The following is a 14,528-nucleotide window of genomic DNA, read 5'->3' as shown; positions in this document are numbered from 1 at the left end:
CCCGCAAGCGCTCCGCATGGCCCGTTGCAGAGCGGTTTTTCGTGATCGAGGTTAAGAAAAGAGCCGTTCCGGTCGACAACTATAGGCGATGCCTTTTGCGCGGCACGGCCGCCTTGTGAGCCTTAGGGATAAACGACATGCTCTCGAACCTGCGTCTTAGAACCAAATTGCTGCTCTTGGCCCTGGGGCCGATCCTGCTGTTGACCATCCTGCTCAGCGGGATCACCGTGCTGCGCCTGCAGCACCTGGCCGAAGCGCAGGAGGTGCAGACGCGCCAGAGCCTCATCCGCGATCGCCAGGCCGAGCTGGAGCACTACGTCGGCATCGCCTACAACGCGATCAAGCCGATCTACGAAGCCTCTGCCGCGCAGGACATGCAGGCTCGCGCCGAAGCCGTTGCCGTGCTGCAGGAGCTCAACTACGGCAAGGAAGGCTACTTCTGGGGCTACGACACCAAGACCGTGCGGCTCTTCCAGGGCAACACCGGCGACAAGGTCGGCCAGAGCTTCTATGACTTCAAGGATGCTCAGGGCAACTATCCCATCCGCGAGCTGGTCAAGGCCGGCGTCGACGGCAGCCACTACGTGCACTACAGCTTCGTGCTCGGCGCCGACAAGGTGATCGTGCCGAAGGTCGGCTATTCGTTGCACCTGCCCAAGTGGGACATGATTTTCGGTACGGCGCTCAACCTCGACGGCGTCGAGCGTGACGTACAGGCCGCGCGCGCCGAGTTCCAGGACCGCATCGACACCCTGGTCGGCATCATGCTTGGCTCGGCGGTCGCCTTGCTGGCGGTGATCGGCTTGCTGGCGATGCTGATGAGCAATGCGCTGCTGCGCCCGCTGCTGCTGATCAAACGCAACCTCGACGACATGGCGCAGGGCGATGGCGACCTGACCCACCGGCTGCCGATCACCAGCGAGGACGAGCTCGGCGAACTGGCGCGCTCGTTCAACCGCTTCGTCGAGAAGATTCACTCGCTGGTGCAGCAAGTGGCGGGCACCACCACCCAGCTCACCGGTCTGGTCGGTGCGGTCGCCACCCAGGCGCAGCGTTCGGAGCAGGCGATGGCCGGCCAGCGCAGCGAAACCGACCAGGTGGCCACGGCCATCAACGAGATGTCGGCCGCCGCCAGTGAAGTGGCGATGAGTGCCCAGCGCGCCGCTGAAGCCGCCCGCGAGACCGATCAGCAGGGCCAGCTGGCCAAGCAGGTGGTAGATCAGAGCATCCGCCAGATTCACGAGCTGGTCGGCGAACTGCGCGGCAGCGGCGAATCGCTCGAGGGGCTGCAGCAGGACGTCAAGGGTATCGTCGGCGTGCTCGACGTGATTCGCGCGATCGCCGAGCAGACCAACCTGCTCGCACTCAACGCAGCGATCGAGGCGGCGCGCGCGGGTGAGGCCGGGCGCGGCTTTGCCGTGGTCGCCGACGAGGTGCGTGCGCTGGCCAGCCGCACGCAGCAGAGCACCGGCGAGATCCAGGGCATGATCGACCGCTTGCAGAGCGCCACCACCCATACCGTCTCGACCATGCTGCGCGCCGGCGAGAAGGGCGAGAGCACCCAGCAGCAGGCCAATCAGGCCGGCGAGTCGCTCGACGCCATCGCCGCGCTGATCGGCACCATCAACTCGATGAACGCGCAGATTGCCAGTGCCGCCGAGGAACAGACGGCCGTGGCCGAAGAGATCAACCGCAGCGTGCACCACATCGCCGATGCCGTAGATGGCGTGGCCAGCGATGCCTCGCAGGGAGCGCAGACCGCGCGCGACCTCAATGCGCTGGCCGAGCGTCTGCAGGGCCTGGTCCGTCAGTTCCGCGTCTGACTCCAGGGCGGCGGGCGCAATGCTCGCCGCCGAGCTGGCCTGACGGTCAGGAAATCGCGAGTTCCCTCCGTTCCGACCGGCGGTGCTACCGGCCGGCGACTCGCCTGAACGCAACGACATCGACCCCGGTCTAGCTCTCCATGGCCGCTTCCCTGGCTGTCCGCGGGGAATGGTGGTGTATGCCTGTGCGGCCTACCCATCAACTTGTCTAGGACAGTTACCGATGCACAAGAAAAATAATGTCGTTCGGGTAGTTGTTTCTCTCTCATTGGCGGTTGCCGCCGCCTCCGCCCTGGCCGCGCCGGACGCGCAGACCGAGCGCTTCCATGACTTCTGGAGCCCCGGCAAGCTGGACCGCGCCCTGTGCCGTTCGCCGCTGATGGTCGGCACGCCGCTCGGCCTGCCGCGCTGCATGCAGGCCGAGAACATCCTCTCGCGCCTGGAATCGTTGCAGAACATCGCCACCAGCAATGGCGGCAACCGCGCGTCCGGCCAGCCGGGCTATCAGGCCTCGGTGGACTACGTTCGGCGCACGCTCGAGCGCGCCGGCTATCGCGTGCAGGTCCAGCCGTTTCCCTTCCTGGCGTTCTACCCCAGCGGCCCCGGCATGCTGGCCAGCGTCGCGCCGCAGCAGACCCAGTACGTCTGGGAAGAAGATTTCACCTACCTCGAACAGACCGATCCGGGCAGCGTGACCGCCCCCGCGGTGGCGGTCGATGTCGCGCTGGGGGCCGGTAACACCTCGACCAGCGGCTGCGAGGCGGAGGACTTCGCCAACTTCCCGGCGGGTGCCATCGCCCTGGTGCAGCGCGGCACCTGTACCTTTGGCGAGAAGGCGACCAACGCCGCCAATGCCGGGGCCGCCGGGGTGATCATCTTCAACCAGGGGGACACCGAGGATCGCAAGGGGCTGATGAGCGCGACCCTCGGCGAGGACTATGCCGGTGGCATTCCGGTGCTCTTCGCCACCTACGACAACGGTGCGACCTGGGCGCAGACCGATGGCCTGGAGCTGGCCATGACCACCGACGTGGTGCGTAAGCGGACGGAGACCTACAACGTGGTCGCCGAGACCCGCCGCGGCAACCCGGACAACGTGGTGATGGTCGGTGCGCACCTGGACTCGGTGTTCGAGGGGCCGGGCATCAACGACAACGGTTCGGGCAGCGCCACGCTGCTGGAGATGGCCGTGCTGATGGGCAAGGCGCATCCGCTGAACAAGGTGCGCTTCGCCTGGTGGGGTGCCGAGGAGTCGGGGCTGGTCGGTTCGACCTATTACGTCAATCAGCTCTCCGAGGACGAGCGCGGGCGGATCAAGGCCTATTTGAACGCCGACATGGTGGGTTCGCCGAACTTCGCGAACTTCATCTATGACGGTGACGGCTCGGACTTCGGTCTGCAGGGCCCGCCCGGTTCGGCGGCCATCGAACGCCTGCTGCGGGCGTACTTCGACCTGCGCAACCAGCCGTCCGAGGGCACCGAGATCGACTTCCGCTCGGACTACGCGCAGTTCTTCGAGGTCGGCATTCCGTTCGGCGGCCTGTTCACCGGTGCCGAAGGCATCAAGAGCGAGGAGCAGGCGCAGCGCTATGGCGGGGCGGCCGGGCAGGCCTACGACCCCTGCTATCACAGCGAGTGCGACGACCTGGGCAACATCTCCCGCGAAGCTCTGGAGCTGCACGGCGATGCGCTGGCGTTCGCCACCAGCTGGTTGTCGCTGTCGACCAAGGCGATCGATGACGAGATCGCCGCGGCCGCCAACCAGCAGATGCTGCGCAGCCAGCAGGTGCAGGAGAAGTCGCGCTGGGGTCACTGGATCCGCTAGCGTCTGAACACCGCGCCGGTTCGCCGGCGCGGTCCAGCGGTCCGCCAGGCCCTGCGGCCAGCCTGGCAATCTGCGACAATCGCGTCCTTCACAGATTGCCCATGGCTGTCCATGACCGACGCAACGCCCGCCTTCGACACCCTGCACAAGAATCTCGACCAAGCCTTCAGCGCCGACCGCCACCGCCTGCGCCGGCAGCTGCATGAGCTGAGGAAAAAGCCGGACGAGGCGAAACTCGCCGGCTGGCTCGAGCGCTTCCAGGCCTCCGCCGCCAAGGTCGAGGCGCGCCGACAGAGCGTGCCGGCCATTCGCTACGACGATGCCCTGCCGATTGCCGCCAAGCGCGACGAGATCAAGGCCGCGCTGGAAAAGCATCAGGTGCTGGTGATCGCCGGTGAGACCGGCTCGGGCAAGACCACCCAGCTGCCGAAGATCTGTCTGGAGATCGGCCGGGGCGTACACGGGCTGATCGGCCATACCCAGCCGCGGCGCCTGGCCGCGCGCAGCGTCGCCACCCGCGTCGCCGAAGAACTCGGCGCGCCGCTGGGCGAGCTGGTGGGCTATCAGGTGCGCTTCGAGGATCAGAGCACCGAGCGCACGCTGATCAAGCTGATGACCGACGGCATCCTGCTGGCCGAGACGCAGCACGATCGCTTCCTGGAAAAGTACGACACGATCATCGTCGACGAAGCCCACGAGCGTTCGCTGAACATCGACTTCCTGCTGGGCTTCCTGAAGACGCTGCTGCCGCGCCGGCCGGATCTGAAGGTGATCATCACTTCGGCGACCATCGATCTGGAGCGCTTCAGCAAACATTTCAACGATGCGCCGATCATCGAAGTCTCCGGGCGCACCTACCCGGTGGAAACCTGGTATCGCCCGCTGGCCGCCGAGATCGACGAGGACGGCAACCGCATCGAGGACGACCTCACCGTCGACCAGGGCATCCTCGCCGCGCTGGACGAGATTGCCGCCCACGAGCGCAGCGTTGGCCAGCGTCCCGGCGATGTGCTGGTGTTCCTCCCTGGCGAGCGTGAAATCCGCGACGCCGCCGAGGTGCTGCGCAAGGCCAATCTGAAGTTCACCGAGGTGCTGCCGTTGTATGCGCGCCTGACGCCGGCCGAGCAGCAGAAAATCTTCCAGCCGCGCCCGGGGCGCAAGATCGTGCTGGCCACCAACGTCGCCGAGACCTCGCTGACCGTGCCGGGCATCCGCTACGTGATCGATTCCGGCACCGCGCGCATCAGCCGCTACAGCTACCGCGCCAAGGTTCAGCGTTTGCCGATCGAGGCCGTGTCCCAGGCCAGCGCCAACCAGCGCAAGGGCCGCTGCGGGCGGGTCGAGCCGGGTATCTGCATTCGCCTGTACAGCGAGGAGGATTTCCTCGGTCGGCCGGCATTCACCGATCCGGAGATCCTGCGCACCAACCTCGCCGCGGTGATCCTGCAGATGCTGCATCTGCGCCTGGGTGATATCCAGGATTTCCCCTTTATCGAGCCGCCGGATGGCAAGGCCATCAGCGACGGCTTCAACCTGTTGCAGGAGCTCTCGGCGGTCAACCGCGAGAACCAGCTGACCCCGCTGGGCCGCCAGCTGGCGCGCCTGCCGATCGATCCGCGGCTGGGCCGCATGCTGCTCGAAGCCGCGCAGCAGGGCAGCCTGGCCGAGGTGCTGATCGTGGCCAGCGCGCTGTCGGTGCAGGATGTGCGCGAGCGCCCGGCCGACCGCCAGCAGGCCGCCGACCAGGCCCATGCGCAATGGAAGGACCCGGACTCGGACTTCGCCGCGCTGATCAACCTCTGGCGTGGTTTCGAGGAACAACGCCAGGCGCTGGGCTCCAACGCGCTGCGCAGCTGGTGCCGGAAGAACTTCCTCAACTACCTGCGCCTGCGCGAGTGGCGCGACGCCCATCGCCAGCTGACGCTGATCGTGCGCGAACTCAAGCTCGGTGCCGAAGCGCGTGGCCGCGATGGCCGCGCCCTTGCGGACTCACGTAGGAGCGAGCTTGCTCGCGAAGGTGGCAACACTGGGGGGCCGGTTCGCGAGCAAGCTCGCTCCCACGACAGCGCCACGGGCGAGCCGGTGCGTACCACCGATAAGCGCGTCAATGCCAAGCTGGCCCAGCAGGCCGAAGCCAGCGAGGCCGCGCAGAAGGCCAAGGGTTACGCCGCGGTGCACAAGGCGATTCTTGCCGGCCTGCTCAGCCAGATCGGCAACAAGACCGAGGAGGGCGACTTCCTCGGTGCCCGCCAGCGGCGCTTCTGGGTGCATCCTTCCAGCGTGATCGGGCGCAAGAAACCCAACTGGCTGATGGCCGCGGAACTCGTGGAAACCACCAAGCTGTTCGCGCGCATGGTGGCGAAGATCGAACCGGAGTGGATCGAGCCGCTGGCCGGCCACCTGGTCAAGAAGAACCACTTCGAGCCGCACTGGGAGAAGAAGCGCGGCCAGGTGGTGGCCTATGAGCAGGTCACGCTCTACGGGCTGATCGTGGTTGGCCGCCGCCCGGTGCACTACGGGCCCATCGACCCGCCGGCGGCGCGCGAGCTGTTCATCCGCGAAGGCCTGGTGCGTGGCGAGATCAACAGCCGTGCCCGCGCGCTGGCGGCCAACCGCGAGCTGCTCGAGCGCATGGACGAGCTGGAGGCCAAGGCACGGCGCCGCGACATCCTCGCCGACGAGGAAACCCTGTTCGGTTACTACGATGCGCGTGTGCCGGCGGACATCTACCAGACCGCCAGCTTCGAGAACTGGTACAAGCGCGAGAGCCAGAAAGACCCGCAGCTGTTGATCATGCGCGAGGAAGACGTGCTCGCCCGCGAGGCGCGCGAAGTCACCGCCGCGCAGTATCCGGATCATCTGCGCATCGGCGAGCTGCAGTTGCCGCTGGAATACCACTTCGAACCCAACCACCCGCGCGACGGCGTGACCCTGCGCGTGCCGGCGCCGCTGCTGCCGCAACTGCGCCGCGAGCGCCTCGACTGGCTCGTGCCCGGGCTGATCGAGGCCAAGGCGATCGCGCTGGTGCGCGGCCTGCCGAAGGCGATCCGCAAGAACTTCGTGCCGGTGCCCGACTTCGTCGGCGCGGCGCTGGCCAAGATCAGCTTTGGCGAAGGCGCCTTGCCCGAGGCGCTGGGCCGCGAGCTCACCCGCATGACCGGCGCCCGCGTGCCGGACGAGGCCTGGGCCGAGGCCGCTGCCGGGCTGGAAAGCCACCTGAAGATGAACATCGAGGTGGTCGATGCGCGCGGCAAGTTCCTCGGCGAAGGCCGCGACCTGGCCGAGCTGACCGCGCGCTTTGCCGAGGCCAGCCAAGCCGCGCTGGCGCCGCCGCAGCAGAAGGCCGAGCAGAAGCCGGTCGAGGCCAAGGGGTTTGCCCAGGTCGCGGAAAAGGCGCAGGCGAAGATGGCCGGCCTGTCGATGACGGTCTACCCGGCGCTGGTCGAGGAGGGCGGGGTGGTCAAGGAGGCGCGCTTCCCGACCCAGGCCGAGGCCGACTGGCAGCACCGCCGCGCCCTGCAGCGCCTGTTGCTGCAACAGCTGGCCGAGCCGGCGAAATACCTGCGCAACAAGCTGCCGGGGCTCACCGAACTGGGCCTGCTCTACCGTGACATGGGCAAGGTCGATGTGCTGGTCGAGGACATCCTGCTGGCCAGCCTGGACAGCTGCATCCTCGACGGCGAAGCCCAGCTGCCGCGTGACGGCGCCGCACTGGCCTCGCTCGCCGAGAAGAAGCGCGGCGACTGGGCCGCGCATGCCGAACGGCTGGCGCGGCTGACGCTGGAAATCCTCAAGCACTGGCACGGCCTGCAGAAGCGCTTCAAGGGCAAGATCGACCTGGCCCAGGCGGTGGCGCTCAACGACATCAAGGCGCAGCTCGCCAACCTGGTTTATCCGCGCTTCGTCCGCGAGACGCCGGCCGAGTGGCTGAAGGAGTACCCGCGCTATCTCAAGGCCATCGAGCAGCGCTTCGAGAAGATCGGCGCGCAGCTGCAGCGCGACCGGGTCTGGTCCGGCGAACTGGCCGGCTACTGGGAGCAGTACCAGGCACGGCTGCACAAGCACCAGCAGGAAGGCAAGCGCGACCCGGAACTGGCCCTGTATCGCTGGATGCTCGAGGAGTATCGCGTCTCGCTCTGGGCACAGCAGCTGGGCACGAAGATGCCGGTCTCGGACAAGCGCCTGAACAAGCAATGGGCGCAGACGCAGCCCTGAGTCGGAGAGGCAGATGCATGAATTCATCGCGCCGGTCGCGCTCGACAAGGCGTACCGGCTGATCACCCACGGGCCGACCGTCCTGGTCTCGGCGCGGCACGCCGGCGTTGACGACGTCATGGCTGCGGCCTGGGCCTGTGCGCTGGACTTCCAGCCGCCGAAGCTGACCGTCGTGCTCGACAAGACCACCCGCACCCGCGCGCTGGTCGAGGCGAGCGGGCGCTTCGTGATTCAGGTGCCGACGCGGGCCCAGCTCGATCTGGTCGTCGGTGTGGGCAGCCACAGCCTGGCCGACATGCCGGACAAGCTCGCCCGCTTCGGCGTCTCGACCTTCGAGCAGCCGGGGCATGCGCTGCCCTTCGTCGAGGGCTGCGCGGCCTGGCTCGCCTGTCGTCTGCTCTGCGAGCCGCACAACCAGCAATGCCACGATCTGTTCATTGGCGAGGTCGAGGCGGCCTGGGCCGATGGCCGCGTGTTCCGTGACGGCCGCTGGCGGTTCGAGGATGTCGATCCCGCCTGGCGCACGCTGCACCACGTGGCGGGCGGGCAGTTCTATGCGATCGGCGAGGCCGTGCGCAGCGAGCAGTAGGGCTAGGCCAGGGCCGGGCTGGCGAGTGCGCCGGCCACGGTTTCGGCGAGCAGCTCGAGGGTGAACGGCTTGGTCATCAGGCGCATCCCCGGGCCGAGGAATTCGGCACGGCTGCTGGCCTGCTCGGTGTAGCCGGTGATCAGCACCACCGGCAGCCCAGGGCGCTCCTGCTGCAGCATTTCGGCCAGTTGGCGGCCGTTGAGCCCGGGCAGGCCGACGTCACTGAGCAGCAGGTCGAGTGAGTCGAGGCGGGCGGCCAGGCTGAGCGCGCGCTGGCTGTCAGCGGCCAGATGCACCTGATAGCCGAGGTCCTCGAGCGCGGTTTGCAACAGCAGGCGCACGGCATCGTCATCCTCGACGATCAGAATCGACTGCCCATCCCCCGCGCTCGCCTTGCGCGGCTCACGGCTGGCCGGCACTTCGCGCACATCGGCCGCCGCCGCTGGCAGGTGCAGCGCAATGACGGTGCCCTGGCCCAGGCGACTGTCGACGCTGACGAAGCCGCCGCTCTGGCGAACGAAGCCATAGACCATCGACAGCCCGAGCCCGGTGCCCTGGCCCAGCGGCTTGGTGGTGAAGAAGGGCTCGAACACCTTGTCGAGCAATCCCGGGGCAATGCCGGCGCCCGTATCGATAACCCTCAAGCGCACATATTCATCAGCTGGCACAGCGTGCTGCGCCGCCTGTTCGGCGTCGATCCGCAGCCGGCTGGTCTCGATGCGCAGCGTGCCGCCGCCCGGCATGGCGTCGCGGGCGTTCAGCGTCAGGTTCAGCAGCGCGTTCTCCAGCTGATTGGGGTCGGCCAGCGCAAGGCCCGCCGCCTCGTCCAGCTCGAGTTCGAAGCCGGTGGTCTCGCTCAGGCTGCGTTGCAGCAGGTCGGCCATCGCCCTGATCAGGGCGTTGACCTCGGTCGGGCGTGTCTGCAGCGATTGCCGCCGGGAAAAGGCCAGCAGCCGCTGGGTCAGTGCCGCGGCGCGCTGTGCCGAGCCGTGCGCCGCGTCCAGGTAGCGCGGCAGGTCGTCGGGGCGCCCGGCGTCCAGGCGCATGCGGATCAGGTCCAGCGCGCCGATGATGCCGGTCAGCATGTTGTTGAAGTCATGGGCGATGCCCCCGGTGAGCTGGCCGACCGCTTCCATTTTCTGCGAGTGCCGCAGCAGCTCCTCGGCGTGGTTGCGTTCCTGGATCTCCACGGTCAGTCGGTCGAGGGCCTCCTGCAGGGCCTGGGTGCGCAGGTCGACCTCATGCTCCAGCGCATGGTTGAACTGGCGCAGCATGACCTCGTTGCGCCGCTCGGCGTCGACGTCGATGATCACCACGGCCGCGCCCATCAACTGCTCGGCGTGGTCGTAGAGCGGCACGCCGCTCAGGCGCAGCCAGCGCTCGCCGCCTTCCTCGGGGTAGTAACGGTAGTCCTGGCCATTGACCTGTTCGCCGCACAGGGCGCGGGCGCCGACGTACTGGCTTGGCGGTATGACCTGCCCCTGGCTGTCCAGCCCGACCCAGCGGCGTGCCCGCTCGGGCGCCGCCGAAGGGATCTTCCGGTTGGGCACGTATTCGTCGTACTTGGGGTTGCTGAGCAGGGTGTTGCCATGGGTGTCGATGAAGCTGACGCCGATCGGCAGATTCACGATCAGTCGTTCGAAACGGGCCTGCTGGTCGGCCCGCTCGATCACCTCGGCGTGGTGCGCGCGATGCTGCTGGTGCAGGCGCAGGCAGGTGGCCAGGCAACTCAGCAAGGTGGCCGGCCAGACCGGCTCTTCGAGCACCACGAAGTCGTTGATTGCCGCTGGCAGACGGGCCCTGAGCGCGGCATAGGGCTCGGCGTCGCGGCTCAGCAGAATGAACGGGATGGCACTACCGGCTGGCAGCCGCTCGAGCGCGGTGCCCTCCTCATCCAGCGGCCCGGTGGCCGGCTCGTCGGCGAGTATCACCGCCGCGACCGTGGCGTCGATCCGCTGCGCCAGGCTCGGCTGGTCACTGCAGTGGCTGACGTGGTAGCCCTCGGCCGCCAGCCAGGTGGCGAGTTCGCGTCGTTCGGCACTGTCGCGCATGCCGAGAAGGATGCGTTTTGCTTCCGCGGTTCCGCCTGCCATGTCGTTATTGCGCCTTTCTGATGGGGTAGTCCGATCAGCATCCCTCCTGATCGGCCGAGCGAAGCAACGCGGCTGCCCACAAGCGGACAGCGCGCTACGCGTCTGTCTTTGAGCGGACTGCAAGCAAGCGAGAGCGTTCCAACGAGCCGTCGGGTCGTCACGCCCGCGGCATGGTATCGGTCATCGGCCGTCAGCGATAGCAAGCTGCGTCCAGGTGCTCCCCGCGACAGTCAGCGCTCGAACCGCTGCAGGCTGCGAAAGACCTGCGCGGGGCTGGCGCCGATATAGCGCTTGTAGCAATTGCTGAAATGGCTGGCATCGGTGAACCCCGCATCGACGGCCGCCCGCGTCAGGCAGTCCGTACGCTGCAGGTGCTCGGCGGCGAGCAGCAGGCGCTTCCAGATGCGGAAGCCGCGGTAGCTCATGCCGGTTTCGGCACGGAACAGGTGCGCCATGCGCGAGGGAGAGAGGTGAACCAGCGAGGCGGCCTGCGCCAGCGCGTGGTTGACGTCGCCCTCCTGGCGCAACAGCTCGAATACCGGCGTCAGGCGGCCCGCGACGGTTGCGTCGTTCACGGCGGGCATCAGCGCCAGCAGGGTCTGCCGCGTCTGCTCCTTGCTCGGCGCCTCCTCGTAGAGCGCGGTCAACGTATCGATCAGCACGGGATCGTGCAGCGGTAGCGCGCATTGCCCGGGGCGCCAGGCAAAGCGTTGCACGAAACGCCCGTACAGCTCGCTGTCGCGCTCGACGAACAGCTTGGCCAGCACGCCGCCCTGTGCATCCACCGCATGCGCCACACCGGCGGGTACCACCACGGCCCGGCAGGGCAGGGCGGTGCCCGCCAGTTGCAGCACAAGCGGGCGATAGAGGCCGACCATGAGCACCGCGGCGCCGTTGACGCGTCTGTCCAGATGCCGCAGCGGGCCGAAGTACAGCAGCATGTCCGGCCACATCAGCAGGTGCGAAGGCAGCATGCCCGGGCTCCTCAGGTCAGCTCGTTTTTACAAGCCTCACGCTAGCAGCCGGCCCTAGCATCCGGACATCGTACTTTGGCGCCGAAAGCCAGGCTCAGGCGTCCGCACCCGCACGGAGGAAAAACAATGACAAACACCATCCCGCTCGAGCCCCTCGCCAGTACCAGCTCTGTGTCGACGCCGGCGCAATTCGAGGCCCAGCTCACCGACATCGCGGCGCCGCTGGCGGGCGAGGCGGTGCTCGGGCTGCGCGCGCTGTACCTGTCCTGGCGCGTCGGAGCCTGGCTGGACACCGGCCTGCAGGTAAAGGCCGGCGATCGGCTGACCTTTGTGCTTGAGGGCGGCGTCGAGGTCTCCCGAGCGCTGGGCATCCGTTATTCGGCGGAGCTGGCGACCTGGGCGCGCATCGGCGAACGGGGGCCGATCTTCCGCGCGCTGCACGACACTCAGAGCTTCACGGTGGAGCAGGACGGCCCCCTGCAGCTCAAGCTCTACCCGCGCGACCGCTGGCTCGATGCCAGTGGCCGCTACCGTGGCGAGCCGCCCGCGTTCAACCCCGACGAGGGCGGCGGCGTCAATGTCGGCATCATCCACTGGCGGCCCGGCACCGATGTCGCCGAGGTGCTGGGCCAGGCGGCGGCCGGTCGCGACGCCGCGCACTGGGCCAGCCGCGAGCTGGCGCGCCTGCGTACACCGCGTGCGCCCTTGCCTGGTGGCTGGCAGGAACTCTGGGAGCTGGGGCCGTCCACGGTGTTCTCCGCTGTCACGCCGGCCCAGGCGGGTCGGGCGCCGACACAGGCCATCCGCCTGCATACCCGTGACGATGTCTCCATCCTGCAGAAAGACGCCGACCTGCCGCTGAGCGCGAACACCACGCTGAGCTGGAAGTGGAAGGTCGACCGGTTGCCCTCGTCGGTCGCCGAAGACCAGATCCACACCCACGACTACCTGAGCATCGCCGTGGAGTTCGACAACGGCCGCGACCTCACCTTCTACTGGAGCCGGGATCTCCCCGAAGGCACGCACTTCCATTGCCCGCTGCCCGGCTGGCATGACCGCGAGACGCATGTCGTGGTGCGTTCGGGCACCGCCGATCTCGGCCAGTGGCTGTGCGAGGAGCAGAACATACTGGACCACTACCGCACCGCCATCGGCGGCGAGCCGCCAGCACGCATCCGGCGGGTCTGGCTGATCGGGGTCAGCCTGTTCCAGCATGGCGAAGGGGAGGCGACGTTCGGCGATATCCTGCTCCGGGATGTCGATATCGAAAAGCGCCTCTACTGAGTGCCTTTCCCCTCTGTAAAGGAGCACGCACATGGCTTCAGCCGAACCCGCCGCCGGCCCGGTCAGTGTCATCGTGCTGGCGGCCGGCCGCGGCGAGCGCTTCATCGCGTCCGGCGGGCGCCTGCACAAGCTGGACGCACCGCTTGCCGGCAGGCCGGTGCTGGCGCATGTGCTCGAGACCGTGCGCCGCGCCGGCTTCGAGCCACAGCTGGTGCGGCCGCCGGGCGGGACCTCCGGCATGGGCGAGTCGATCGCCATGGGCGTGCGCGCAACGCCCGATGCCGCAGGCTGGCTGATCCTGCCCGGCGACCTGCCGCTGGTCCGGGCCGAGACGATCGCCGCGGTGGCCGCCGGGCTGGCCGGGCATGCCGTCGTCGTGCCGACGTTCCAGGGTCGGCCGGGGCATCCGGTCGGTTTCGCCAGTGGCTGCTTCACCGCGCTGGCGGCGCTTGGTGGGGATGCCGGAGCGAAAGCCGTGGTCCAGGCGCACCGCCGCGCCGGGGGCGTGCTCGAGCTGCCGGTAGCTGACCCCGGCATCGTTCTGGACATCGATCGCCTCGACGACCTGCACGTTGCCGAGCGCAGGCTGGCCGAGGGCCACGGCTAGCGCCCGAGCGGAAAGCCGCCTGCCGGTACCTGGGCGACGGGGCGGTCTGCCGGTCAGCGCGGTTCCGCGCGGCGCAACAGCTCGTTGAGTTCGGCACCAGATGGCGTGCCGCCGAAGCCATCGAACCGCCCCTGTTCGATCATCCTCCGCGCCGCGTCGATGAACCCGCCCCAGGCCGCGCGCGCCAGCGCCCCGCCGACACTGATGCGCCTGACGCCAAGCTCGGCCAGCGCCTCGACGGTCAGCTCGCTGTTCCAGCCGATCAGCACGTTCACCGGCTTCGGCGCGACGGCCTGGACGACCGTCTGAATTTCCTCCCGCGTCCTGAGACCCGGCGCGTACAGGCAGTCGGCCCCGGCCTGCGAATAGGCGAGCAGGCGCTCGACCGTGTCGTCCAGATCGGGGCGATCGACGAAGTAATTTTCCGCACGCCCCACCAGCAGGGTGTCGCCGCCGCCGGCATCGATGGCGGCGCGCGCCGCCTGCAGGCGCTCGACAGCCTGCGCCTTGTCGCGCACCGGCTGGGCGGGATCGCCGGTCGAATCCTCGATGGACAGCCCCGCCACGCCGGTCGCCAGCGCCAGGCTGACACTGTCGAAGACGGCCTCGGGCGTGGCCCCGAAGCCGCTCTCGAAATCGGCGTTGATCGGCAGGTCGCTCATCGTCGCCATGTAGCGCATGTGCGCGAGGGTATCGTCGCGTGACAGTTGCCCGTCCGCCTGGCCCTGAGACCAGGCATAGCCTGCGCTGGTGGTCGCCAGGGCCCGGTAGCCGAGGCGCTCGAGCAGGCGAGCACCGCCGGCGTCCCACGGGTTGGGCAGCAGGAAGCACCCTGCATGGTGCATCTCGCGGAAGGCCGCGCGTTTATCGCTTACGGTGGGGCGGGTCATGATGGCTCCGGGAGCAGGGGGCTTGTCGTCATCCTATAGCCCACCGCGTGCGTGACGCGCCACCGCGACGCCACCCAGGGAGCGCCGACTTGAACCAGATTGGCGATTTGGCCGTTAACAGGCTTGCCTGATACAACGCACATCAGGCCGCCACAAACACCGGCAGGTCCCGTCCCGCCGCCGGCCGTCCGGGGTTCGGCCGACAGGCTACGAAGCCAGGGAGCACTA

9 protein-coding genes are annotated in these 14,528 nt (G+C 68.1%); 6 read left to right on the top strand and 3 right to left on the bottom strand.

Annotated features, from left to right (window positions below; genetic code table 11):
- Nucleotides 1–137: 137 nt before the first annotated feature.
- The 4 genes from AC0KXH_RS14200 (at nt 138) to AC0KXH_RS14185 (ending at nt 8,452) form a co-directional block, all read left to right on the top strand.
- Nucleotides 138–1,823 carry a methyl-accepting chemotaxis protein gene (locus tag AC0KXH_RS14200; RefSeq protein WP_043221401.1) on the top strand — a complete coding sequence of 562 codons (1,686 nt, stop codon included), beginning with the start codon at nt 138–140 and terminating at the stop codon, nt 1,821–1,823.
- Between the two features lie 223 nt (nt 1,824–2,046).
- Nucleotides 2,047–3,648 (top strand): M28 family metallopeptidase, encoded by a 1,602-nt coding sequence (locus AC0KXH_RS14195; protein WP_488223594.1) that lies wholly within the window; start codon nt 2,047–2,049, stop codon nt 3,646–3,648.
- Nucleotides 3,649–3,759: 111 nt separating this feature from the next.
- A complete protein-coding gene (gene hrpA / locus AC0KXH_RS14190; protein WP_488223593.1) occupies nt 3,760–7,863 on the top strand; it encodes an ATP-dependent RNA helicase HrpA in 4,104 nt (1,367 codons plus the stop codon).
- Nucleotides 7,864–7,876: 13 nt separating this feature from the next.
- Nucleotides 7,877–8,452 carry a flavin reductase family protein gene (locus AC0KXH_RS14185; protein ID WP_200629109.1) on the top strand — a complete coding sequence of 192 codons (576 nt, stop codon included), beginning with the start codon at nt 7,877–7,879 and terminating at the stop codon, nt 8,450–8,452.
- A gap of 2 nt (nt 8,453–8,454) precedes the next feature.
- Here the strand turns inward: AC0KXH_RS14185 and AC0KXH_RS14180 are convergent, their stop codons facing one another.
- Entirely contained in the window at nt 8,455–10,545 is a 2,091-nt protein-coding gene (locus AC0KXH_RS14180) for a hybrid sensor histidine kinase/response regulator (RefSeq protein WP_488223592.1), read from the bottom strand.
- Between the two features lie 230 nt (nt 10,546–10,775).
- Entirely contained in the window at nt 10,776–11,519 is a 744-nt protein-coding gene (locus AC0KXH_RS14175) for a helix-turn-helix domain-containing protein (RefSeq protein ID WP_488223591.1), read from the bottom strand.
- Between the two features lie 126 nt (nt 11,520–11,645).
- Between AC0KXH_RS14175 and AC0KXH_RS14170 the strand changes: the two genes are divergently transcribed.
- Nucleotides 11,646–12,803 carry a DUF3047 domain-containing protein gene (locus AC0KXH_RS14170; protein WP_488223590.1) on the top strand — a complete coding sequence of 386 codons (1,158 nt, stop codon included), beginning with the start codon at nt 11,646–11,648 and terminating at the stop codon, nt 12,801–12,803.
- A 31-nt stretch (nt 12,804–12,834) separates the two neighbouring features.
- The gene (locus AC0KXH_RS14165) at nt 12,835–13,410 is read left to right on the top strand and encodes a nucleotidyltransferase family protein (protein WP_488223589.1); all 576 of its coding nucleotides are present in this window, start codon (nt 12,835–12,837) and stop codon (nt 13,408–13,410) included.
- 53 nt (nt 13,411–13,463) lie between these two features.
- Here AC0KXH_RS14165 and AC0KXH_RS14160 read toward each other — a convergent pair whose 3' ends face one another.
- Nucleotides 13,464–14,300 (bottom strand): isocitrate lyase/PEP mutase family protein, encoded by an 837-nt coding sequence (locus tag AC0KXH_RS14160; protein ID WP_488223588.1) that lies wholly within the window; start codon nt 14,298–14,300, stop codon nt 13,464–13,466.
- Nucleotides 14,301–14,528: the final 228 nt, after the last annotated feature.

It is taken from the genome of Stutzerimonas sp. CXK-1, assembly GCF_057738225.1.
Note: the sequence above shows the minus strand (reverse complement) of the source record. Positions and strands in the feature narration are given on the sequence as shown.

Excerpts from the sequence above, each read along its gene's own strand:
- AC0KXH_RS14200 (WP_043221401.1), top strand. The coding sequence starts at position 138 with ATGCTCTCGAACCTGCGTCTTAGAACCAAATTGCTGCTCTTGGCCCTG.
- AC0KXH_RS14170 (WP_488223590.1), top strand. The coding sequence starts at position 11,646 with ATGACAAACACCATCCCGCTCGAGCCCCTCGCCAGTACCAGCTCTGTG.
- AC0KXH_RS14160 (WP_488223588.1), bottom strand. The coding sequence starts at position 14,300 with ATGACCCGCCCCACCGTAAGCGATAAACGCGCGGCCTTCCGCGAGATG.
- AC0KXH_RS14195 (WP_488223594.1), top strand. The coding sequence starts at position 2,047 with ATGCACAAGAAAAATAATGTCGTTCGGGTAGTTGTTTCTCTCTCATTG.
- AC0KXH_RS14180 (WP_488223592.1), bottom strand. The coding sequence starts at position 10,545 with ATGGCAGGCGGAACCGCGGAAGCAAAACGCATCCTTCTCGGCATGCGC.
- AC0KXH_RS14165 (WP_488223589.1), top strand. The coding sequence starts at position 12,835 with ATGGCTTCAGCCGAACCCGCCGCCGGCCCGGTCAGTGTCATCGTGCTG.
- AC0KXH_RS14185 (WP_200629109.1), top strand. The coding sequence starts at position 7,877 with ATGCATGAATTCATCGCGCCGGTCGCGCTCGACAAGGCGTACCGGCTG.
- AC0KXH_RS14175 (WP_488223591.1), bottom strand. The coding sequence starts at position 11,519 with ATGCTGCCTTCGCACCTGCTGATGTGGCCGGACATGCTGCTGTACTTC.
- hrpA (WP_488223593.1), top strand. The coding sequence starts at position 3,760 with ATGACCGACGCAACGCCCGCCTTCGACACCCTGCACAAGAATCTCGAC.